This window comes from Clostridium sp. LIBA-8841 (genome assembly GCF_057782475.1).
In genome coordinates this window covers 2714662-2738689 of the sequence record NZ_CM173488.1, presented here as the reverse complement: position 1 = coordinate 2738689, position 24028 = coordinate 2714662, and the positions used below count along the sequence as shown (strand labels likewise).

21 protein-coding genes are annotated in these 24028 nt (G+C 31.0%); all 21 read left to right on the top strand.

The genetic code is table 11. From position 1 onward, the window contains the following. Position 1: 1 nt before the first annotated feature. Entirely contained in the window at positions 2 to 394 is a 393-nt protein-coding gene (locus AC2A4K_RS11855) for a DUF3887 domain-containing protein (RefSeq protein ID WP_322502700.1), read from the top strand. A gap of 21 nt (positions 395 to 415) precedes the next feature. Then, positions 416 to 730, top strand: coding sequence for a DUF3784 domain-containing protein (locus AC2A4K_RS11850; protein ID WP_322502699.1), 315 nt, complete (start codon positions 416 to 418; stop codon positions 728 to 730). A gap of 500 nt (positions 731 to 1230) precedes the next feature. Next, positions 1231 to 2385: a 1-deoxy-D-xylulose-5-phosphate reductoisomerase gene (gene dxr / locus AC2A4K_RS11845; protein ID WP_322502698.1), complete on the top strand. Its 1155-nt coding sequence runs from the start codon at positions 1231 to 1233 to the stop codon at positions 2383 to 2385. An 11-nt stretch (positions 2386 to 2396) separates the two neighbouring features. After that, positions 2397 to 3404 carry an RIP metalloprotease RseP gene (rseP, locus tag AC2A4K_RS11840; RefSeq protein WP_322502697.1) on the top strand — a complete coding sequence of 336 codons (1008 nt, stop codon included), beginning with the start codon at positions 2397 to 2399 and terminating at the stop codon, positions 3402 to 3404. A 19-nt stretch (positions 3405 to 3423) separates the two neighbouring features. After that, positions 3424 to 4473, top strand: a complete 1050-nt coding sequence (gene ispG / locus AC2A4K_RS11835) for a flavodoxin-dependent (E)-4-hydroxy-3-methylbut-2-enyl-diphosphate synthase (protein ID WP_322502696.1) — start codon at positions 3424 to 3426, stop codon at positions 4471 to 4473. Between the two features lie 77 nt (positions 4474 to 4550). After that, complete coding sequence (locus AC2A4K_RS11830; protein ID WP_322502695.1) at positions 4551 to 8900, top strand: PolC-type DNA polymerase III; 4350 nt, start codon at positions 4551 to 4553, stop codon at positions 8898 to 8900. A 232-nt stretch (positions 8901 to 9132) separates the two neighbouring features. After that, positions 9133 to 9597: a ribosome maturation factor RimP gene (rimP, locus tag AC2A4K_RS11825; protein ID WP_322502694.1), complete on the top strand. Its 465-nt coding sequence runs from the start codon at positions 9133 to 9135 to the stop codon at positions 9595 to 9597. Between the two features lie 18 nt (positions 9598 to 9615). Then, positions 9616 to 10716, top strand: coding sequence for a transcription termination factor NusA (nusA, locus tag AC2A4K_RS11820; protein WP_322502693.1), 1101 nt, complete (start codon positions 9616 to 9618; stop codon positions 10714 to 10716). Between the two features lie 27 nt (positions 10717 to 10743). Beyond that, complete coding sequence (rnpM, locus tag AC2A4K_RS11815) at positions 10744 to 11010, top strand: RNase P modulator RnpM (RefSeq protein ID WP_322502692.1); 267 nt, start codon at positions 10744 to 10746, stop codon at positions 11008 to 11010. Further along, a complete protein-coding gene (locus tag AC2A4K_RS11810; RefSeq protein ID WP_322502691.1) occupies positions 11003 to 11305 on the top strand; it encodes a ribosomal L7Ae/L30e/S12e/Gadd45 family protein in 303 nt (100 codons plus the stop codon). The genes rnpM and AC2A4K_RS11810 overlap by 8 nt, the downstream gene beginning before the upstream one ends. A gap of 29 nt (positions 11306 to 11334) precedes the next feature. Next, positions 11335 to 13374 (top strand): translation initiation factor IF-2, encoded by a 2040-nt coding sequence (gene infB, locus AC2A4K_RS11805; protein ID WP_322502690.1) that lies wholly within the window; start codon positions 11335 to 11337, stop codon positions 13372 to 13374. 17 nt (positions 13375 to 13391) lie between these two features. After that, positions 13392 to 13742 (top strand): 30S ribosome-binding factor RbfA, encoded by a 351-nt coding sequence (gene rbfA, locus AC2A4K_RS11800; protein ID WP_322502689.1) that lies wholly within the window; start codon positions 13392 to 13394, stop codon positions 13740 to 13742. Between the two features lie 3 nt (positions 13743 to 13745). After that, entirely contained in the window at positions 13746 to 14699 is a 954-nt protein-coding gene (locus tag AC2A4K_RS11795; protein WP_322502688.1) for a DHH family phosphoesterase, read from the top strand. Between the two features lie 3 nt (positions 14700 to 14702). Next, positions 14703 to 15587 carry a tRNA pseudouridine(55) synthase TruB gene (gene truB, locus AC2A4K_RS11790; protein WP_322502687.1) on the top strand — a complete coding sequence of 295 codons (885 nt, stop codon included), beginning with the start codon at positions 14703 to 14705 and terminating at the stop codon, positions 15585 to 15587. Between the two features lie 3 nt (positions 15588 to 15590). Further along, positions 15591 to 16520, top strand: a complete 930-nt coding sequence (locus tag AC2A4K_RS11785; protein WP_322502686.1) for a bifunctional riboflavin kinase/FAD synthetase — start codon at positions 15591 to 15593, stop codon at positions 16518 to 16520. Positions 16521 to 16635: 115 nt separating this feature from the next. After that, positions 16636 to 16899, top strand: coding sequence for a 30S ribosomal protein S15 (rpsO, locus tag AC2A4K_RS11780; RefSeq protein ID WP_322502685.1), 264 nt, complete (start codon positions 16636 to 16638; stop codon positions 16897 to 16899). Positions 16900 to 16990: 91 nt separating this feature from the next. Beyond that, on the top strand, positions 16991 to 19099 hold the full coding sequence (locus AC2A4K_RS11775; protein ID WP_322502684.1) for a polyribonucleotide nucleotidyltransferase: 2109 nt from the start codon (positions 16991 to 16993) through the stop codon (positions 19097 to 19099). Between the two features lie 134 nt (positions 19100 to 19233). Next, positions 19234 to 19509, top strand: a complete 276-nt coding sequence (locus tag AC2A4K_RS11770) for a YlmC/YmxH family sporulation protein (RefSeq protein WP_322502683.1) — start codon at positions 19234 to 19236, stop codon at positions 19507 to 19509. A gap of 13 nt (positions 19510 to 19522) precedes the next feature. Beyond that, on the top strand, positions 19523 to 20719 hold the full coding sequence (gene dapG / locus AC2A4K_RS11765; RefSeq protein WP_322502682.1) for an aspartate kinase: 1197 nt from the start codon (positions 19523 to 19525) through the stop codon (positions 20717 to 20719). Between the two features lie 53 nt (positions 20720 to 20772). Beyond that, entirely contained in the window at positions 20773 to 21468 is a 696-nt protein-coding gene (locus AC2A4K_RS11760; RefSeq protein ID WP_322502681.1) for a ClpP family protease, read from the top strand. A gap of 130 nt (positions 21469 to 21598) precedes the next feature. Further along, positions 21599 to 23986 carry an FtsK/SpoIIIE family DNA translocase gene (locus tag AC2A4K_RS11755; protein ID WP_322502680.1) on the top strand — a complete coding sequence of 796 codons (2388 nt, stop codon included), beginning with the start codon at positions 21599 to 21601 and terminating at the stop codon, positions 23984 to 23986. Positions 23987 to 24028 lie beyond the last annotated feature (42 nt).

Sequence of the window (24028 nt, the reverse complement as noted above, 5' to 3'; positions counted from 1 at the left end):
AATGAAAAAATTAATGTCTATTTTAATGGTAGTTTTTTGTGGGGTTTTATTTGGGGGATGTGGAGCTCCAAAATTAAGTTCAGATTATAATGAAGAGGATTTAAAAGCTGCGTCAGAAGAGGTGGTGAATTATTTAGTAGAGGGAAAATATGAAGATATAGTTGATATGGGAAGTGATGAGTTAAAGAAGATATTAACTAAAGAGCAGATAGAAGAGGCATATACAGGTTTATCTTCTAAATTAGGTAATTATGAAGAGATAAAAAAGATTTTATTTAAGGAAACTGAAGAAGGAGTAGCTGTGGCTGTAATAGCTAAGTATGAAAATGGTAAAGCACAATTTACATTAGGCTTTAATAAGGAAATAAAATTAACTGCAATCTATATGAAATAATAAGAATTTGGGAATGGTAATATGATTATGTATTTTTTAGCTTCAATACTTTTATGGGGATTAGCCATAGTAATAGGATCAGGAAAGGCTAACTTTTTGATTGCAGGATATAATACTGCAAGTAAAGAAGAAAAAGAAAAGATAGATAAGAAAAAATTAAGTAGGTTTATGGGAAAGTTTTTATTTATTTTAGGAGCAATTCAATTAATTTTACCTATTACTGAAATTTTGAAAATTGAATATGATGGACTTGTTTTCTCAGTAAGTGTAATTTTCATTCTTGTTACATTAGGTGGAGTTATATATATGAATACTGGGGATAGGTTTAAAAAATAATGTTTGAAAAGCATGGTTAGTCCATGCTTTTTATTGTATTTAGCAAATACATAGTCAGATGTGGGTATAAAAATGCTTATAGCTATGAGGATAAAAAAACTCCTTCTTATATAATAAAATGCGGTTTTGCAACTGAATAAAATATCATAAAGAGGACATTAAAAGGAAAAAAGTGATTTAGTGATATATGAAGAAATATTTATAGTAAAATAATCTAATGTAGAATATTCAGAAATAAATATAATATATTTATTATGTATAAGTATGAAGGCTTGTTAAGTTATAACTTAAATCAATACCTAAGGGAATTCACTATATTGAAGCGAACGAAATTTGAATAAAAAACTAAAATTAGCAGAGAATATATAAATCTTTGTTAAAAGAATACATAATAAATGTATATTATTGTATTTAGAGATATAATGATATAAAATAGTATAATAGGCTAAGTAGAGAATTTTAGTCTAGTATGTTTAAGGAAGAACTTAGGAGGAAAGAATATGAAGAGAATATCTATACTAGGGGTAACCGGTTCTATAGGAACTCAAACTTTAGATGTAATAAGATTTCATAAAGAAGATTTTGAATTAGTTGGAATAACAGCTAATAGAAATATAGATTTAACATTAGATATAATAAAAGAATTTTCACCTAAATATGTTGCGATAAATCATAAGGAATCTTATGAAAAACTTGTGGATTTAGTGAAAAAGGAAGAATTAGAATGTGAAGTTATCTATGGTATGGAAGGCTTAGTCAAAGTTGCTACTTTAGATGAGATTGACATTGTTGTTACTTCTGTAGTTGGTATGATTGGATTAAAACCAACAGTTAAGGCCATAAGAAAAGGAAAAGATATTGCTTTAGCAAATAAGGAAACTTTAGTTGTAGCAGGCGAGCTTGTTATGAGAGAAGCTAAAGAAAATGGAGTAAAAATACTTCCAGTAGATTCTGAGCATAGTGCTATATTCCAATCATTACAAGGAAATGCTCATAACAAAATTGACAAAATACTTTTAACAGCTTCTGGAGGACCTTTTAGAGGATTTACTATAGAAGATTTAAAATCAGTAACTCCAGAAAGAGCTCTTAAGCATCCAAAATGGAATATGGGACAAAAGATATCAATAGATTCATCAACTTTAATGAATAAAGGTTTAGAAGTTATAGAGGCTCATTGGTTATTTGATTGTCCTTATAAAGATATAGAGGTTGTAGTTCATCCGCAATCAATAATTCATTCTATGGTTCAATATACTGATGGAGCAGTTATAGCTCAATTAGGCGTACCAGATATGAAGTTACCAATTCAATATGCTTTAAATTATCCAAATAGAGAGGGTAATATAAGTGAAAAGTTAGATTTATTCAAAATTAGAGAATTAACTTTTGAGAAGCCAGATTTAGATACTTTCAAATGCTTAAAATTAGCTTATGAAGCAGGAGAAAAGGGAAAACTTATGCCAACAATATTAAATGGTGCAAATGAAGTTTGCGTTGAGTTATTCTTAAATAAGAAAATAACGTATTTACAAATACCAGAAATAATAGAAGAATGTATGAATAAGTTTGATTACAACAAAGAGGTTACTCTTGATAATGTAATAGATTTAGATAAAAAGGTAAGAAAATATATATATGAAAAATATAATTAGGAGGGGAAAGGGTGTATATAATTTTTGCTTTATTAGCATTTAGTGCTTTAATCTTAGTTCATGAGCTTGGACATTTTATTGTAGCGAAATTAAATGGAATTTATGTTGAGGAATTTGCTATTGGTATGGGCCCAAAGCTTTTTGGTGTAAAAGTTGGAGAAACAGAATATAACTTAAGAATCCTTCCTTTTGGTGGATTTGTTAAAATGCTTGGTGAAGAGGATGATAGTGAGGATTCAAGAAGCTTAAATGCTAAGACACCATTACAAAGAATCCTTGTTATGGGTGCAGGGGCCTTTATGAATTATGTATTAGCCCTTATAATATTTATTGGGTTAGCTATGAGTTCTGGTTTTGCAGAAAATAAAGTTGCAAGCGTAGTACCTAATTCACCAGCTCAGGAAATAGGAATTGAACAGGGAGATAAATTCCTAAAGATAGATGGGCATAAAATTTACACAACTGATGATTTTAGAGTAGGATTAGCCTTAGCTAAGGGAAATCCAGTTGAATTAGAAATAAAAAGAGGCGATGAAGTCTTAAGTAAAACAGTACAGCCGGTTGCAAATGAGCATGGAATGTATCAAGTTGGAATAGGCTATAGTGTTGTTGAAAATCCTACTTTGCTTCAAGGAATAAAGCAAGGTTTTAATGAAACAAGAAGTCTTGTATCTCAGGCATTTATTGCATTAAAAACTATTGTTACAGGAGAAGCTAACCTTAAAACAGATGTAGGTGGTCCTGTTACCATAATTAAGATGTCAGGGCAAGCAGCAAAAGCAGGAGCAAGTAATCTTTTATGGTTTATGGCATTCTTAAGTGTTCAGTTAGCTGTATTTAACCTTTTACCATTCCCAGCTTTAGATGGTGGAAGAATATTTATAGAGCTTATTCAAATGATAACTAGAAAAGAAATACCGGCTAAATATATTGATGCTGTAAATACCGTCGGATTCATGCTCCTTATGGGACTTATGGTATTAGTTACTATAAAGGATATAATATTCCCGATACTATAGAACTTTGGAGGGATTAATAGTGAATAGAAAAGAAACTAGAAAGGTTAAGGTTGGAAACATATTTGTTGGAGGAGACTTTAGAGTTTCCATTCAATCTATGACCAATACAGATACAAAAGATGTAGAAGCTACAGTTAAACAAATAAAGGATCTTGAAGAAGCTGGATGTGATATTGTTAGATGTGCAGTTTTAGATATGGATGCAGCTTGTGCTATAAAAGATATAGTGGCAAAAATAAATATACCATTAGTTGCAGATATTCATTTTGATTATAGATTAGCCTTAAAAGCAATAGAAAATGGAGTTTCAGCAATAAGAATAAATCCAGGAAATATTGGATCAAGAGAAAAGGTTGAAGCTGTAGTAAAAGCTTGTAAGGAAAAGAATATTCCTATAAGAATAGGGGTTAACTCAGGGTCATTATCAAAAGAGCTTTTAGCAAAATACGGAAAGCCTACCCCAGATGCCCTAGTTGAAAGTGCATTAGAACATGTTAAAATATTAGAAGAATTAGATTTTCATGATATAGTAATTTCAATGAAATCATCTAATGTTGAAACTATGATTGAAAGCTATAGAATTGCATCACAGAAAACTAATTATCCTCTTCACCTAGGGGTTACTGAGGCTGGTACACCTTGGAGAGGAACAATAAAATCTGCTATAGGAATAGGCACTTTACTTGCAGAAGGAATTGGTGATACAATAAGAGTTTCTTTAACAGGAGACCCTGTTGAAGAAATAAAAGTAGGTAAAGAAATTCTTAAAAACTTTGGTTATGTAAAAGAAGGAATAGAGTTTATATCATGCCCTACATGTGGAAGAACTCAAATCGATTTAATAAACATAGCTAAAGAAGTAGAAGAAAGATTAAGTTCTTGTAAGAAGAACATAAAGGTTGCTGTAATGGGATGTGTTGTAAATGGTCCTGGAGAGGCAAGAGAAGCAGATATTGGAATAGCTGGAGGTAAGGGAGAAGGACTTATCTTTAGAAAAGGTGAAATAATTAAAAAGGTAAAAGAAGAAGACTTAGTTGAAGAGCTTATAAAAATAATAGAAACAATATAATTTAAAGGAGGGATTCTTATCCCTTCTTTATGTCGTATATAGATAAAATAACATTTAATTCAAAGGAGGCTTAGATTTTGAGTAATGAGTTTGTCAAAAAGATTAACAGGTCTATAAGATCAGATGAAAATCTGAGCGACTTAGAGTTTGAAATAACTAAGTTTCAGTTATTGAAAAAGAGCAATACTTTGAGAACTATAATAAAGAGTAAGGAACAATTATCAGAGGAACAGAAAAAAATAATAAAGCAATACATAAAGAAGGCCATAGGATTTGAAATAAATATAGAACTTATGTATTACATAGATATTTCTGATATAACTTTAAAACAGGTAGTAGATCAACATTGGAATCACGTATGTGAAAAAATTATAGACAAACATCCTATTTTAAAAAATATTTTACTTAATTCTCCTATAATGATTGAAGAGGAGAAATTAATTATAAGAAATGGCTCAGAGTTCTTATGTACCTTCGTTAATAAGAAAAACATAGATAAAGAATTAAAGGGATATATAAAATCATTTTTTGGAATTAATTCTTTTATAGAGTTTAAATATGATGAATCTTTAGCTAATAAAAATTACAATGACGAAAAGATAAATGAAAATAAGGAAATAGCTAAAAAGGTTATAGAAACTATGAAGGCTCAAGTTTCTCAAGAAAAACCTCTTAAAAAGGAAAATGTAGATAATAAACCAAAAACAGGTGGAGGAAGCAAAGGTTCATATGAGAAGAAATCATATAAGGATGAACCTAAAAATGAAAACACTATTCTTGGAAGAAATATTCAGGGTGATACCATAGAAATAAGTAAGATTGATATGGGTTCTGGAATAGTAACTGTTGCTGGAGATGTGTTTAAAACTGATATATTTGAAACTAAGACAGGTAGAATAATTCTTACATTCTTTATAACAGATTATACAAGTTCCATAGCTGTTAAGTGTTTCTTGAGAGATAAAGATAAGGAACATGTATTAGAGAATGTTAAAAAAGGACTTTATTGCAAGGTAAGAGGGGAAGCTACTATGGACCCTTATGCTAAAGAAGTTGTAATAATGGCTAGGGATATAAACAAACTTACTAAGATAGAGCGTATGGATACGGCTGAGGAGAAAAGAGTAGAGCTTCATATGCATACAACTATGAGTTCTATGGATGCTGTAACAGCAGCTAGTAAAATTGTTGAAAGAGCGGCTAAGTTTGGACATAAGGCTGTCGCTATAACAGATCATGGTGTGGTTCAGGCCTTCCCAGATGCTCAGATTGCAGCTAAGAAAAATAATATAAAGGTTATTTATGGAGTAGAAGGATACTTAGCGGATAATGGAACACCTATAGTTATTAATGGGCATGATGAAAGCTTTGATGATGAGTACGTAGTATTCGATTTAGAAACAACAGGATTTTCTAGCAAGAATGATAAAATAATAGAAATAGGAGCTGTTAAATTAAAAGATGGAGAAATAATTGATTCATTTAGTGCTTTTGTAGACCCAAAAGTTATTATTCCATATAAAATTACAGAACTTACAAGCATAACTCAGAATATGGTTGATGGTAAACCTACTATAGATGAAGTTTTACCAAAGTTTATGGAGTTTGTTGGAGATGCTATTATGGTAGCTCATAATGCTGCCTTTGATGTTGGTTTTATAAAGAAAAATTTAGCTGATTTAGGGGAAACTTTAAAAAATCCTGTTATGGATACTGTTCCTTTGGCAAGATATCTTTATCCAGATTTAAAGAAGGTTAAATTAAATCTTGTTGCTAAGCACTTAGGAATAAGCTTAGAAAACCATCATAGAGCTGTTGATGATGCCAAGGCTACTGCAGAAATTTTAAAGGTTTCATTTAAAAAGATGAAAGAAGAAATGGATATTCATGATGTTAAGTCTTTGAATGAAAAGTATTTATCAAATATAGATGTTAGAAAACTTCCTCTTCATCACATAATAATATTAGCTAAAGATCAAGTTGGAATTAAGAATTTATATAAATTAGTATCTATGGCTCATTTAGATTATTTTGCAAGAAGACCAAGACTTCCGAAGAGTGTAATAACTGAATATAGAGAAGGATTAATTATTGGTTCAGCTTGCGAGGCTGGTCAATTATATAAGGCTGTTTTAGAAGGGAAAACTCATGAGGAATTAAAAGAAATTGCTTCTTTCTATGATTATTTAGAAATTCAGCCGATACAAAATAATGAATTTCTTATAAGAAAAGGAAATGTAAAGGATGAGGAAGAACTTAAGGAATTAAACAAAAAAATATATGATTTAGGAAAGGAAATGGATAAACCAGTAGTTGCTACATGTGATTGTCATTTCTTAGATCCTAATGATGAAGTATTTAGAAGAATAATAATGGCTGGTCAAGGGTATGGAGATGCAGACAATCAACCACCATTATACTTCAGAACAACAAATGAAATGATGAAGGAATTTGAGTATTTAGGAGAAGATGCTTGTAAGGAAGTTGTAATAGAAAATACTCAAAAGATAGCTGATATGGTTGAGGCAGTAAAACCAATACCAGATGAAACATTCCCTCCAAAGATTGAAGGGGCTGAAGAAGAAATAAGAGAAATGACTATGAATAAGGTTCATAGTATTTATGGTAAGGAACTTCCTGATGTTGTTCAAAAAAGATTAGATAAAGAATTAAATTCCATAATAAATAATGGATATGCCGTTCTTTATCTTATAGCCCAAAAGCTTGTGGCTAAGTCATTAGAAGATGGATATCTAGTTGGTTCAAGAGGATCTGTTGGTTCATCCTTCGTTGCAACAATGTCAGATATAACAGAGGTTAATGGATTACCTCCTCATTATGTTTGCCCTAATTGTCAAAAGTCTGAATTTTTCTTAGATGGATCCGTAAGTTCAGGAGCAGATTTGCCAGATAAGAATTGTCCAGAATGCGGAACTGAATATATTAAAGATGGTCATGATATACCATTTGAAACATTCCTAGGTTTTGAAGGGGATAAGGAGCCTGATATCGACCTTAACTTCTCTGGAGAATACCAAGCGGTTGTACATAAGTACACAGAGGTTCTTTTCGGAAAAGGATATGTATTTAAAGCTGGAACAATAGGTACAGTGGCTGAGAAAACTGCTTATGGATATGTTAGAAAATATCTTCAAGAAAGAGATTTAGTAGTATCACAAGCTGAAATAGAAAGGCTTACTATTGGATGTACTGGAATAAAGAGAACTAGTGGACAGCATCCAGGAGGAATCATGGTTGTTCCAAGTGATAACGAGATATATAACTTCTGTCCAATACAGCATCCAGCAGACGATGTTAACACAGATATTATAACTACTCATTTTGATTACCACTCTATAAGTGGTAGACTTCTTAAACTTGATATACTTGGACACGACGACCCTACCGTTCTTAGAATGCTTCAAGATTTAACTGGCTTAGATCCTAAAACAATACCTTTAAATGACCCTAAGGTTATAAGTTTATTTACTTCACCAGATGCTTTAGGGGTAACTAAAGAGGAATTAGGATGTGAAGTTGGTAGTTATGGACTTCCTGAGTTCGGTACTAAATTCGTTAGACAAATGCTTGTTGATACTCAACCTAAGAGTTTTGCAGACCTTGTGAGAATATCAGGACTTTCACATGGTACTGACGTTTGGCTTAACAATGCACAGTACTTTATAAAAGAAGGATATACAACTCTGAAGGACTGTATTGCAACAAGAGACGATATTATGGTTTATCTTATGTATAAGGACTTACCTCCAAAAACAGCCTTCACCATAATGGAGAAAGTAAGAAAGGGTAAAGGTCTTAGTGAAGAAGATGAAGCCATAATGAGAGAAAAAAAAGTTCCGGATTGGTATATAGAATCTTGTAAAAGAATAAAATACATGTTCCCTAAGGGGCATGCTGTTGCATATGTCATGATGGCTGTTAGAATAGCATATTATAAAGTTTATTATCCAGAAGCTTACTATACAACATATTTCACTGTTAGAGCAGATGATTTTGATGCTGATTTAATATGTAAGGGTGAGCAGGCTATAGAAGCTAAGATGGAGGAGTTAAATAAGCTTGGAAACAACATATCTGTAAAAGAAAAAGGACTTTTAACGATTTTAGAACTTTCTTATGAAATGTATAAGAGAGGATTAAAATTCTTAAAGGTTGATTTATATAAATCAGAGGCAACTAAGTTTAAGATAGAAGAAGATGGAATAAGACCACCATTAAATGCTCTCCAAGGAGTTGGAGATAATGCAGCAAAAAGTATAGTTGAATGTAGAGTAAATGGTGAGTTTATTTCAAAGGAAGATTTAAGGCTTAGATCTAAAGTTTCAAAGACTGTAATAGAAACTTTAGATAACCATGGATGCTTAGAAGGAATGCAAGAAAGTAACCAACTTAGTCTATTTGGCTAATTTCAAAAATTTCTTGTAATATAAAATATACTATGTTACTATATAAGTAGAAGTTTTTTACTAATAGTTTGAGGTAAAGGAGTGGGACAGAAAAGCCCGCTCTTTCTATTTGTAACGCAACTTAGAAAAAAGTTGCGTTTTTGCATACCTATTATTATATAAGTTAATAGGTATTTACTTTATTGGATACAATAAAGATAAGACTTAAAACTTAATAAGGGAGGGAAGTATAATGAAAAAAGAGCAACTTGTAGCTGATCTTGAAGCACTTTGTGCTCCTATAGTTGAAGAAAAAGGATATGATTTATATCATATAGAATATGTAAAAGAAAATAATGAATACTATTTAAGATTATATATAGAAAAGCCAGAGGAAAGAATTTCTCTAAGAGATTGTGAAATTGTAAGTAGAGCATTAAGTGAAATGCTAGATATAGAAGATCCAATAAAGGATGCTTACTTCTTAGAAGTTTCATCACCAGGATTAAACAGAAATTTACATAGTGATGATCATTTTAATAGATTTATTGGAAGTGAAGTATTTGTTGGATTTAAGAGTTCTTTAAGTGGTAGAAAAAACGTAAAAGGAATTCTTAAAGATGTACAAGAAGACAACATAGTAGTTGAATGTGAAGGGAATGACATTAAAGTTCCTAAAGATAAAATTAAAACAGCGAACCTTGAAGGGGAGATATAATTTAAGGAGGGTTTAAAAATGAATGAAGAATTTCTAGGGGCATTATCTGAAATAGTAAAAGAGAAAGGTATTTCAGTAGAGGCTTTATTAGAAACTATAGATGATGCTATAATAGCAGCTTATAAGAAAAACTTTTCAAACTCAGGAACAACTGCACAAAATGTAAAGGTAAAACGTGATGAGAAAACAGGAGAAATCCATGTTTATGCTCAAAAAGTTGTTGTTGAAGAAGTTTATGATGATGTAACAGAAATAAGCTTAGAAGATGCAAAGGCTGTTAGTGCTATTTATCAATTAGATGATATAGTAGAAATAGAAGTAACGCCTAAAAACTTTGGAAGAGTTGCTGCACAACTTGCTAAGCAAATGGTTATCCAAAGAATAAAAGAATCTGAGAGAAATGTAATCTATTCAGAATTTGCAGAAAAAGAGTTTGACATATTACCTGGTACAGTAATAAGAAAAGATAAAGGTAATGTATTTGTTGATTTAGGAAAAATAGAAGGTGTTTTAGGACCAAACGAACAAATGCCTACAGAAAAGTATAACTTCAATGAAAAATTACAATTATATGTAGTTGAAGTTAAAAAAACATCTAAAGGTGCTTCAGTATTATGTTCAAGAACACATCCAGGCTTAGTTAAAAGATTATTTGAATTAGAAGTTCCAGAAATATATGAAGGAATAGTTGAAATAAAGAGCATAGCTAGAGAAGCTGGATCAAGAACTAAAATAGCTGTTTACTCAAATGATGAATCAGTAGATGCTATGGGAGCTTGTGTTGGACCTAAGGGTGTTAGGGTTCAAAACATAGTTGATGAGCTTAAAAATGAAAAAATTGATATAATAAAATGGAGCAATGTTCCAGCTGAATATATATCAAATGCTTTAAGTCCAGCTAAAGTTATAAGCGTAGAAGCAGACGAAGAAACTAAATCAGCTAAGGTTATAGTTGAAGATAGTCAATTATCATTAGCTATAGGTAAAGAAGGACAAAACGTTAGATTAGCAGCTAAATTAACTGGTTGGAAAATAGACATAAAGAGCAAATCTAAAGCAGAAGAGTTATTAAAAGAAGAAAATGTTGTTGTTGAAGAAGAGATAATAATAGAAGAATAATAACTTCTAGACTTTGGAGGTGACAAAATGAAACCAAAAAAAATTCCGATGAGAATGTGCAATGGTTGCATGGAAATGAAGCCTAAAAAAGAAATGATAAGAATTGTTAAAAATGCTGAAGGTGAAGTTTCAGTAGATTTAACAGGGAAAAAGTCAGGTAGAGGGGCTTACATTTGTAAAAGTGTTGAATGTTTAGAAAAAGCATTTAAGGCAAAAAGATTAAACAAGAATCTTCAAACAAATATTGGAGATCAAGTCTATGATAGATTGAGAGATGAGATAGTGAATGGATAAATTTCTTAATTTTTTAGGACTTACTAAAAGAGCAGGAAAACTTTTGGAAGGTTATAATAAATGTGAAGAGGAAATGAAAAGAAGTAAAATTTATCTTTTTATTTTTTCAGACAGTATTTCAAGTCGTTCAAAAGAAAAATTTATTAAGTACTGTGAACAGTACAACATACCATATGTTGATAATTTCTCAAAAGAGGAGTTAGGATATAGTATTGGTAGATATGAAATCAATATACTAGGAGTAACTGATGAGAATATGGCAAATAAACTTTTATCATATTCTAATAATAATTAGTTCATCTAAAATTTTTCGGGGGTGAATATATGTCAAAAATAAGAGTTTATGAATTGGCAAAAGAAATAAGAGTTCCAAGTAAAGTTCTTATAAATGTATTAATGGATGAGTTCGGCGTTGAGGTTAAAAACCACATGAGCGTTATAGAAGATGAAGATGCTGCATTAATAAAAGAACTTTTAGCAGGTAGCGAAGGAAATAGCGAATTAGTTGAAGAGTATGAAGCTGAATTAGCTGAAGAAGTAAATAACGCTGCTAAGAAGAAGAAAAAGAGAAAGAAAAATGACGATGAAGATAATGACGAGCAAGATGTTGAAGTTATTGAAATCGGAAAGACTATAACAGTAAAAGAATTAGCTGAGAAATTAAATAAACCAGTTAATGATGTTATAAAAACTTTAATCTTTACAGGAGTAATGGCTGCTATAAACCAAGAAATTGACTTCGAAACAGCTGAAAAAGTTGCTGAAAAGTATGAGGTTGCAGTTTATGAAAAAGAAGAAGAAAATACTTTAGAAGAATTCGAAGAAGATACTGAAGTAGAAGAAGAAAATCTTGCTAAGAGACCACCAATCATAACAGTTATGGGTCACGTTGACCATGGTAAGACTTCATTACTTGATGCTATAAGAAAAGCAAAAGTAACAAGTACAGAGGCTGGTGGAATTACTCAACATATAGGTGCCTACACTGTTGAAGTAAATGGAGAAACTTTAACATTCTTAGATACACCAGGACATGAAGCTTTCACAGCAATGAGAGCTAGAGGTGCTCAAATAACAGACGTAGTTATCTTAGTTGTTGCAGCAGATGACGGAATCATGCCACAAACTGTAGAAGCTATAAACCACTGTAAAGCAGCTAATGTTCCTATGATAATAGCTATAAACAAAATGGATAGAGAAGGAGCTAACCCAGAAAGAGTTAAGCAAGAGTTAACTGAGCATGGATTAGTTGTTGAAGACTGGGGTGGAGATATAATCGCAGTACCAGTTTCAGCTAAAACTCAAGAGAACATTGATACTTTATTAGAAATGGTTCTTATAACTTCAGAGATGCAAGAGTTAAAAGCAGATGCTAGTAGAAGAGCTAAAGGTACAGTTGTTGAGGCTAAACTTGATAAGGGTAGAGGAGCAGTTGCTACATTATTAGTTCAAAATGGTACTTTAAATATGGGAGATTCAATAGTTGTTGGATCAACTTATGGAAGAATAAGAGCTATGTTTGATGATGCTGGTAAGAAAATAAAATCAGCAGGTCCATCAATTCCAGTAGAGATTTTAGGACTTTCAGAAGTTCCAGCTGCAGGAGATAGATTCACAGTTGTTAAAGATGAAAAGACTGCTAGAAACATGGCTGAAGCAAGAAAAGAAAAAGTAAGACAAGAAAATTTTGCAACTTCACATAGAGTTTCATTAGAAGATTTATATAGCCAAATAAAAGAAGGATCAGTTAAAGAACTTTCAGTTATAGTTAAAGCTGACGTTCAAGGATCTGTTGAAGCTATAAAAGCATCATTAGAAAAATTATCAACTGATGATGTAAAAGTAAGAGTTATACATGGTGCTGTTGGTGCTATAAGTGAAACAGACATAACACTAGCTGCAGCTTCTAATGCTATAGTTATCGGATTTAATGTTAGACCAGATAACAATGCAATTTCAACTGCTGAGAGAGATGGTGTTGAAGTTAAAACTTACAGAATAATATACGATGCTATAGAAGATATTAAATCAGCTATGATTGGTATGTTAGATCCTGAATACAAAGAAGTTGTATTAGGAACTGCAGAAATCAGAGCAACTTACAAAATTTCTAACGTTGGAACAATTGCTGGTGGATATGTATTAACTGGTAAATTAGTTAGAAATGCAGATGTAAGAGTTATAAGAGAAGGTATCGTAATATTTGAATCTAAATTAGCATCATTAAAGAGATTTAAAGATGATGTTAAAGAAGTTAATGCTGGATATGAATGTGGATTCAGCGTAGAAAAATTCAATGATATTAAAGAAGGCGATATCATCGAAGCATACACTATGGAAGCTATAGAAAGAAAAGAACTTTAATTAAAGAGGTGATTTATATGGCTAACTTCAGAGGTAAAAGAATAAACGAAGAAGTAAGAAAAGAAGTAAGTGATATCATAAGAAACCAAATAAAAGACCCTAGACTAACAGCTATGGTAAGTGTAACTCATGTTGAAGTTACTAAAGACTTAAGATACGCTAAAGTTTTTGTTAGCCTATTCGCTAAAAATGAAGAAGAAAAAGAGGAAAGCTTAAAAGCTCTAAAAAGTTCAGCTGGATTCATAAGAAGAGAAGTTGGAAATAGAGTTAAGCTAAGAAGTACTCCTGAAATATTATTTGAAGAAGATAATTCTATAGATAATGCAATGTACATTGAATCATTGCTACACAAAATCAAGGAGAAATAAAAAATGAGATTTCATGATGTAATATCAATTATAAATAAAAGTGAAAAAATTGGTATAACATATCATGTATCTCCAGATGGTGATGCCTTGGGTAGTGTATTAGCACTACTTCAAGGTATCAGAAATTATGGTAAAGAAGCTTATGTTATCTCTAAGGACTTAGTCTCAGATAACCTAAGCTTTCTGCCTTATGCTGAGGAAATAACTGGAGAGGTTATAAAACCATCAGAAGATACAGATTGTGTTATAGTTTTAGATTGTGGAAACGTCGAGAGAATTTCTGCAGACTTAAGTGAATTCAAAGGAAACTTAGTAAACATAGACCATCATTTATCAAATGATAAATATGGTGATATTAACTATGTTGATACTGAAGCAGCAGCAACGGCTGAAATAATATTTATGTTATTAAAGGAATTAAAGATTGAGATTAATGAAGATATAGCTAAATGTTTATATACATCTTTAATAACAGATACAGGTTCTTTTAGATATTCAAATTCAACTGAAAGAACACATATAATAGCCGGTGAACTAGTCAACTATATAAAACATGATGAGATTCATAGAAATATATTTGATAATAAGCCTTTCGCTAAGATGAAATTAATGTCTTTAGTTTTAGGAGATATGGAGTTAGTTTGTAATAATAAAATAGTTCTTATGAGAATTACTAAAGAGATGTTAGATTCTATTGGAGAAGATGTACAAAATAGTTCAGATGTTGTATCCTTAGGAAACCAAATAAAAGGAGTAGAAGGATGTATACTTCTTAAAGAGGTAGATGAAGGAGTAAAAGTTAGTTTCAGATCAAAAGATGCTTTAGATGTTAGAAAGATTGCAGAAAACTTCGGTGGCGGTGGTCATACAAAGGCTGCAGGAGCATTCATTAAAGATGTAACTATGGATGAAGCTAAAAATAAAATATTAGAAATACTTGCAAAAGAGATGGTGTAACATATGAATGGAGTAATTAACATATATAAAAATACGGGAATGACTTCATTTGATGTTGTAGCCATGATAAGAAGAGTTGCAAAGATGAAAAAGGTAGGGCATACAGGGACTTTAGATCCAGCGGCTTCTGGAGTTTTACCTGTTTGTCTTGGAAAAGCTACAAAGATTATAGATTATATAATGGAAAATAAAAAGGTCTATAGAGTGAATTTAAAGCTTGGAATGATTACTGATACCTATGATCTAGAAGGGGAAGTTTTAAAGGAGAAGGATGCTTCGCACATAACAAAGGATGAAATATTAGAATGTATAAATTCTTTTGTAGGAACAATAGATCAAGTTCCACCTATGTATTCTGCTTTAAAACAAAATGGAGTAAGATTATATGAATTAGCGCGCCAAGGAATAGAGGTTCATAGAGAGGCTAGAAAAATTACTATTTATTCTATTGAAAATATAAAAATAGAATCAAATGATAATATACAGATGGATGTTTGTTGTTCTAAAGGAACATATATAAGAAGTCTTTGCTTTGACATTGGTGAAAAGTTAGATGTAGGAGCAACAATGACTGCTTTAGAGAGAATACAAAATGGTCCATTTACAAAGGAAGAAGCTATAAATATAGACGATTTAACAGAAGAGATTTTAGAAAAATATCTTATTTCTATAGAAGAAGCTTTGGATGACTTTGAAAAGATAACTGTAAATGAAAAATTTAGCAAGCTTTTAAGAAATGGCGTTAAAGTATTTGATAACAGGATGTATAGTAGAGATGTTGAATTAAATAAGCTATACAGAGTATATGAAGATAATGGTGTCTTTTTAGGATTAGGAAAAAGGGATGAAAAAGGATTTAAATTAGAGAAATTACTGATAGAGGAGTAGTCAATGATTTTAATAAACAATGATTTTAAGAGAGTGGTTCAAAAAAGTACCTATGTAGCTTTAGGTAGTTTTGATGGGATTCATAAAGGTCATTTAGCGTTAATAAATAAAAGTATTGAGTTATCTAAGAATAATGATTCATTAAGCATGATCTATACCTTTAAAAATCATCCAAGGACTTTTATAAATAAAGAAGAAGCTCCAAAGCTTATAAGTACTTTGAGCGAAAAAATAAAGATTCTTGAAGATTTAAAAGTTGATTTAAGTAGCTTTGTTGAATTTGATAAAAAGTTTATGAAGTTAGAGCCTGAAGAGTTTATAGATAATCTTATAAAGAACTATAATGTAAAGGGAATAGTTGTAGGTTTTAACTATAGATTTGGTCATAAGAATAAGGGGGATGTTAGATTGCTTAAGGAATTATGTAATCTAAAAGGAATAGAACTTTGTGTTATAGAACCATTTACATATAAATCAGAAGTTGTTAGCTCAACAAGAATAAGAAAAGCTTTATCAGAAGGTAAATTAGAGGATGCTAACAATATGCTAGGAAGATATTTTTCTTTAAGTGGTGAAGTAGTAAGTGGAAAAAAAATAGGTAGAACAATAGATTTTCCAACTGCTAATCTAAAAACTGATGAAAAAAGAATACTACCTAAAATAGGAGTTTACTATACTAATGTAGGTATTGATAAAAAAATTTATAAAGGGATAACCTCAGTAGGGAATAATCCTACGGTAAATGGTAAGAATATTACGGTAGAAACTCACATACTAAACTTTGATGAAGATATATATGGAAAGAATATAAAACTTTACTTTATAAGTAAAATAAGAAATGAAAAGAGATTTAATTCTTTGGAAGAATTAAAAGAACAGTTGATTAAGGATAAAAATTTCGCAGAAAAAAGTAACATAAAAATTTCTTTGTAATAAAGATTTACAAGAAAAGCGAGTTTTGATATAATCATATAGAACCTAACTCTAAGATTTAAGGGTAACCGTCTTTTTTCTTGGAACTAGGGGATAATTTTTCGGAGGTGTAACAATGGATAAAATGAGAAAACAAGAAATAATAGCTAAACATGCAAGACACGAAGGAGACACTGGTTCACCAGAGGTTCAAATCGCGTTATTAACAGAAAGAATAAACTCTTTAACTGATCACTTAAGAACACACAAAAAAGACCACCACTCAAGAAGAGGTCTTTTAATGATGGTTGGACAAAGAAGAGGTTTATTAAACTACCTATATGAGCAAGATATCGAAAGATACAGAGCTATAATCAAAGAATTAGGATTAAGAAGATAATTTAGTAGAGCGGGTTTTTTACCGCTCTATTATTTTAAAAATATTAATATTGTAAAATTTTAGTCTTTATATACCGAAAGGAGGTATTTATATGAATCATACACATGAAACTGTTATAGCAGGAAGACCAATGAAAGTTGAGTTCGGAAAATTAGGAATGCTTTCAGATGCTGCTATACTAATGAGTTATGGTGATACAGTAATATTAACAAATGTAAATGCATCAGAAAAACCAAGAGAGGGAATAGACTTTTTCCCACTAAGTGTTGAATATGAAGAAAGATTATATTCAGTTGGTAAAATACCAGGTGGATTCATAAAAAGAGAAGGAAAGCCTTCAGAAAAAGCTATACTAAATGGTAGAGCTATAGACAGACCTTTAAGACCTTTATTCCCAAAAGGATATAGAAATGATGTTCAAGTAGTATGTACAGTTGTTTCAGTAGAAAATGATAACCTTCCTGAAATATTAGCTATAAATGCTGCGTCAATGGCATTATGTTTATCAAGCATACCTTTTAATACTCCAGTAGCTGCAGTTCAAGTAGGATTAATCGGAGATGAATTCATATTAAACCCTACATCAAAGGAAAGAGAAGAAAGCTCACTTCAATTAACTGTTTGTGCAACTAAGGAAAGATCTATGATGATTGAAGCTGGTGGAGATGAAATCCCAGAAGAAACAATGATTAACGCTATCAAATTTGGTTTTGATAAGTGTCAAGATATAATAAAATTCCAAGAAGAAGCTATAAGTATGTTTGGTAAAGAGAAAAAAGTGCCAGAACTACATAAAGTACCAGCTGAAATAGAGGAAGCAGTAAAAGAATTCGCATTTGATATGATTAGTGAATCAATGCACATTACTGACAGAGATGAAAGAAATGCTGCTATGGATGATGTTAAAGCTAGAATAAATGCAGAATTTGAAGAAAAATATCCAGATAATATGTCTGATATTGGAGAAGCTGTTTACAACATTCAAAAAGAAGTTGTAAGACATATGCTTTTAAAAGAAGGCAAGAGACCAGATGGAAGAGCTTTCGATCAGGTTAGAAATATAGATTGTGAAGTTGGAATACTTCCAAGAACACATGGAACAGGCGTATTTACAAGAGGACTTACTCAAGTAATGACTGTTGCAACTTTAGGATCAATTAGTGAAATACAAATACTTGATGGTATAAGTGAAGAAGAGTCTAAGAGATATATGCATCACTATAACTTCCCAGCATACAGTGTAGGAGAAGTTAGACCATTAAGAGGACCTGGTAGAAGAGAAATAGGTCATGGAGCTTTAGCAGAAAGAGCTTTAGAACCGCTTATACCTTCAGAAGCTGAGTTCCCATATACAATAAGATTAGTATCAGAAGTTTTAAGTTCAAATGGATCTACTTCACAGGCTTCAGTTTGCGGTAGTACATTAGCTCTTCTAGATGCAGGTGTTCCAATAAAGAGACCAGCAGCAGGTATAGCTATGGGATTAATAACTTCAAAAGATTTAACAGAGGAAGAAGTTATAACAGATATTCAAGGTATAGAAGATTTCTTTGGAGATATGGACTTTAAAGTAGCTGGAACTGAAGAAGGAATAACTTCAATCCAAGTTGATACTAAGATAGCAGGACTTTCAGAGAAAGTTATACACGATGCCATTTACGGAGCAAGAAAAGCAAGATTAATGATCTTAGATAAGATTAAAGAATGCATACCAGCTCCTAGAGAAGAAGTTTCAAAATATGCACCTAAGACATCAACTTTACAAATAGATCCTGAAAAAATAAGAGATGTAATTGGTGCTGGTGGAAAAGTTATAAATAAAATAATAGCAGATACTGGTGTTAAGATAGACATAAAAGAAGATGGATTAGTTTATGTTTCATCATCTGAAACAGAAGGTGTTAAAGAAGCTATTAAAATAATTGAAGGTTTAACTAAAGAAGTTAAAGCCGGGGAAATTTACTTAGGTAAAGTTACAAAGATTGCCCAATTTGGTGCTTTTGTTGAAGTGTTACCTAATAAAGAAGGTTTAGTACACATTTCTAAGTTAGATGCTAAGAGAGTAGAAAAAGTTGAAGATATAGTATCTGTTGGAGATGAAATTCTAGTTAAGGTAACGGAAATAGATTCTCAAGGAAGAATAAATCTTTCAAGAAAAGATGCAATAAAAGAAGCTGAAGAAGAAAATAAACAGCAATAGTAAAAGGCAATTATTATTGCCTTTTTATTTTTTTCTTATTCATAAAGCTTACCTCTTTTAAGAGTAATTTGACATATATTTGTTAATAGTAACATATTATTTATTGTTTTAATAAATAAGTGGAGGTATGTTTTATGAGTAATAATATTAAATATTTGAGCGAAATAGAAAGATATGAAATTATAAATATAAATGATGGTGAAAAATATAGCGGACTTATAAATAATGATGTTATTATAGATGAAGAGGGAAAGCTAAAATATTTAATAGTAAATTTAGGTGGTGGAAAGTTTAATCTTTTTAACTCAGATGAATATTTAGAAATTGAGTGGGAAAATGTAAAAAGAATAGGCGCTAAAACCATAATATTAGATGTAGATAGCGATATGATAAGAAAAACAAAACTATAGGAGCGTGGGGATTTTGAAAATAGTAGTACAAAAATTTGGGGGTACTTCTGTATCAACTAAAGAAAGAAGAACTATGGTTGTAGAAAAAGTAAAAGAGGCAATAAATAAGGGATACGTACCGGTTGTTGTTGTATCTGCTATGGGAAGAAAAGGGGAGCCTTATGCAACTGATACACTTTTAGGACTAGTATCAGAAGAATTTAAAAAAGAAAATAAATTAGCTACAGACTTACTTATGGGATGTGGAGAGATCATAAGTACTGTTGTTATGAGTGATGAATTAAAAAATGCAAATATAGAAGCAGTTCCTTTAACAGGAGGAAATGCAGGAATACTTACAGATAATAATTATTCAAGTGCAGATTTTATAGATATAAATCCTAAATTAATATTAGATGTACTTAAAGAAGGAAAAGTTCCTGTTGTTGCTGGATTCCAAGGTGTTGACAGAAATGGATTTTTAACAACTTTAGGAAGAGGGGGTAGTGATACTACAGCAGCTGTGTTAGGAGTAGCATTAAAGGCTGAAGAGATTGAAATATATACAGATGTTGATGGAATAATGACTGCTGATCCAAGAATAGTTGGAGAGGCTGAGCTTATAAATAAAATAAGTTATAATGAAGTCTTCCAATTAGCAGACCAAGGGGCTAAAGTTATTCATCCAAGAGCCGTAGAAATAGCTATGAAAGGTAATGTTGCCTTAGTAATAAAGAACACTATGAGCTCTTGTGAAGGTACAATGATAGACAGTTTAGGAGATGTAAATAACACTAAGTTTATAACAGGAATAACTCATCAATCAAATAGAATACAAGTTTCTATAAAGTCTGATGAAAATAAAAATAATCCTAATTATAAGACTGTTTTAGAAAGTCTTGCAAATAATAAAATAAGCTTAGATTTAATAAATATTTTTCCTAAAGAAAAGGTGTTTACAATAGATTCAAAGGTTAAGGAATTATTTGAAAATATTATGGAAAAGAGCAATCTAAAGTATAGCTTAGTAGAAGATTTAAGTACTATAGCCATAGTTGGCTCAAGAATGAGAGGAATTCCTGGGGTTATGGCAAAAATAGTTGGAGCTTTAGATAAGGAAAATATAGAAGTTTTACAAACAGCAGATTCACATATGACAATATGGTGTCTTGTTGAAAGTAAAAATGTAAAAGAAGCTATAAAAGCACTTCATAGAGCTTTTATGAAATAATGTATATAAATTTCCTTTCTGTATAAAATAACAATGATACAGGAGGGAGATAAATGGAACATAATAAAGAAAATGAAAATAAAAATAAGAGTATAGAAGAAATAAAAGAAGTTGGAGCTATTTTGCCTGAAAACAAAAAGGAAGACTCTAACATACAAGTTCTGACAATAATAGGGCAGATTGAAGGTCATAGCGTCCAACCACCACAAACAAAAACAACTAAGTATGAACATATGATTCCTCAATTAATTGATTTAGAACAAAATGATAAAATAAAAGGCATATTATTTGTTTTAAATACCGTTGGAGGAGATGTAGAAGCCGGGTTAGCTATTGCTGAAATGATAAGAAGTTTAACTAAGCCAACAGTGTCATTAGTTATTGGAGGAGGACATTCTATAGGTGTTCCTTTAGCAACAGCATCACAATACTCTTTTATTTCACCATCAGCAACGATGATAGTACATCCTATAAGAATGAATGGGCTTGTAATAGGTGTTCCTCAAACATTTAAATATTTTAACAAAATGCAAGAGAGAATAAATGAATTTATAATAAGAACTTCAGGTATAAAGTTAGATGTACTTAAGGAAATGATGATGCAAACTGATGAGCTTTTAAATGATATGGGTACAATACTCGTTGGAGAAGAGGCTGTTCAGTGTGGATTAATAAACGAGGTTGGCGGTGTTAAAGAAGCCTTAGATAAATTAAATAGCTTAATAGAAGCTTATAATGCAGAACCATAGAATTTCTATGGTTCTATTTATGTAATATAAAAATATTTTGACAATTTATACTCTTTTATGTATATAATATTTTTTGGTACAAGTATTTTACCATTTTAAAATTAAAATAGGTGAGGTGATTTAGTTAAGTATGGCTGGGGGAAAAAAGAAAACCGCAACTAAGACTCAAAAAAAGAAAAATCAAAGCCAAATAAAAGTTACGGAAGAAATATATGCTTTAGTAGCTATATGTGTTTCGTTAATAGTTATGTTTAGTTTATATACTGATAAAGCAGGATATTTAAGTGTTATATCAAGAACTTTACTAATAGGTTTTTTTGGAGTTGGAGCTTTTTTTATTCCAATTTACATAATATATTTATGTACAAAGCTTTTCTTATTTAAAAGAGAAGTATTGTTTTCTAGAGTTGGATTAGGAATAACTATAGTATTAATAACCACTGTGCTAATTATTCAGACAGTAAATATAAATGACTATTATATCCAAGGTAGTTTATGGGGATCTATAAAAACAATATGGAATTCAGCAAATGAATGGCATGGAGGTATAGTTGGATTTTTAATAGTATTACCTTTATATAAATTAGTAGGTAAAATAGGACTTTTTGTAATTTTTATAACTCTATATCTTATCTCTTCAATGCTTATATTTGATTATAATTTAGTTTCAATAAGAAATTTCTTTGGTGGTGTTAAGGAAAAGGCTTCTAAAGTTAAACTTGTTGATAAAAAGTATGAGAAAGATGATTATATCAATTTAAAGAAAAAGGATGGTTCTTCTGAAGATAATAAGGAAATTAAGAAGGAAAATTCAAAAGAGGATAATCCAGAAGAAAATAATAAAATAAAGATATTAGATTTTATGAAGAATTCATCATTAAATGATATTAAAGATAAAGAAAATGCAAAGAATGATATTAAGATAAATCAATTCAAGCAAGAGTCTAAAATGCCTAGAGACTTAAGTTTAGATAATACAATAATAGAACAAAGAGGATTTAATTCAGATAATAACAATAGTGAAGAATCCATAGGAGAAGAAATATCAAATAATATAGCTAGTAAAAATCCACCGGTAGGAGCTAGTTATGTTGCACCAAATGCAGATTTATTAAACTTTAATGATAACAATGAATTAGATAAAGATGATAAAAAAGCATTATTAGCTAATGCAGCTAAGTTAGAAGAAACTCTTATGAGTTTTGGAGTAGAAGCTAAAATACTTCAAGTAACAAAAGGACCATCTGTTACTAGATTTGAGCTTCAACCTAAGGCGGGGATAAAGGTTAGTAAAATAGTTAACCTATCTGATGATATAGCTTTAGGATTAGCAGCTAAAGGGGTAAGAATAGAAGCACCTATTCCAGGAAAGGCTGCTATAGGTATTGAGGTACCTAATAAGGAACAAACACCAGTATTTTTTAGAGAAATTGTAGAATCAAAAGAATTTTTAGATAATAAGTTTAAGGTGGCATGTGCATTAGGAAAAGACATTACAGGTAAGGCTGTTGTTACAGATATAAGTAAGATGCCTCACGTGCTTATTGCAGGAGCAACTGGGTCTGGTAAGAGTGTATGTATAAATACTTTAATAGTAAGTATATTATATAAATATTCTCCAGATGAGGTTAAACTTTTAATGGTAGACCCTAAGGTTGTTGAATTAAATGTTTATAATGGAATTCCACATTTATTAATTCCAGTTGTTACAGAGCCTAAGAAGGCAGCCGCTGCATTAAACTGGGCTGTAAATGAGATGACTAGAAGATATAAGCTTTTTGCTGATAATGGAGTAAGAAATATAGAATCATATAATGCTTTATTTTCTAAGGGAGAAGTGCCTGAGAAGCTTCCTTATATAGTTATAATTGTAGATGAGCTTGCTGACCTTATGATGGCATGCCCTCATGATGTGGAAGATTATATATGTAGATTAGCACAAATGGCTAGAGCGGCTGGTATGCATTTGGTAATAGCTACTCAAAGACCATCTGTAGATGTAATTACAGGGGTAATTAAAGCTAATATACCATCTAGAATATCCTTTGCAGTTTCAAGCCAAATTGACTCAAGAACAATATTAGACTCAGCAGGAGCAGAAAAGCTATTAGGTAGAGGAGATATGTTATTCTATCCAGTAGGAGAATCTAAACCTCAAAGGGTTCAAGGTGCATTTATTTCAGAAGAAGAAGTTGAACATGTTGTATCCTTTATAAAGGAATCACAAAAAGATACTCAATATGAAGAGGATATATTAGAACATATAAATTCAGCCACAGTTGCTTCTGAAGGAAATGGTGATGGAGATAGAGATGAGCTTTTAGATGAAGCTATAGTAATAGTAGTTGAGAGTGGGCAAGCATCGGCTTCTTATTTACAAAGAAGATTAAGAATAGGATTTAATAGAGCGGCAAGGATAATAGAGGAACTAGAAGAATGCGGCGTTATTTCTGGAAGAGATGGAAGTAAACCAAGACAAATCCTAATTAGCAAAGATGAATTAGAAAATATGAAATAAAAACTTGTTTAATTTTAAAAAGAGTTTTAAAATAAGAAATAT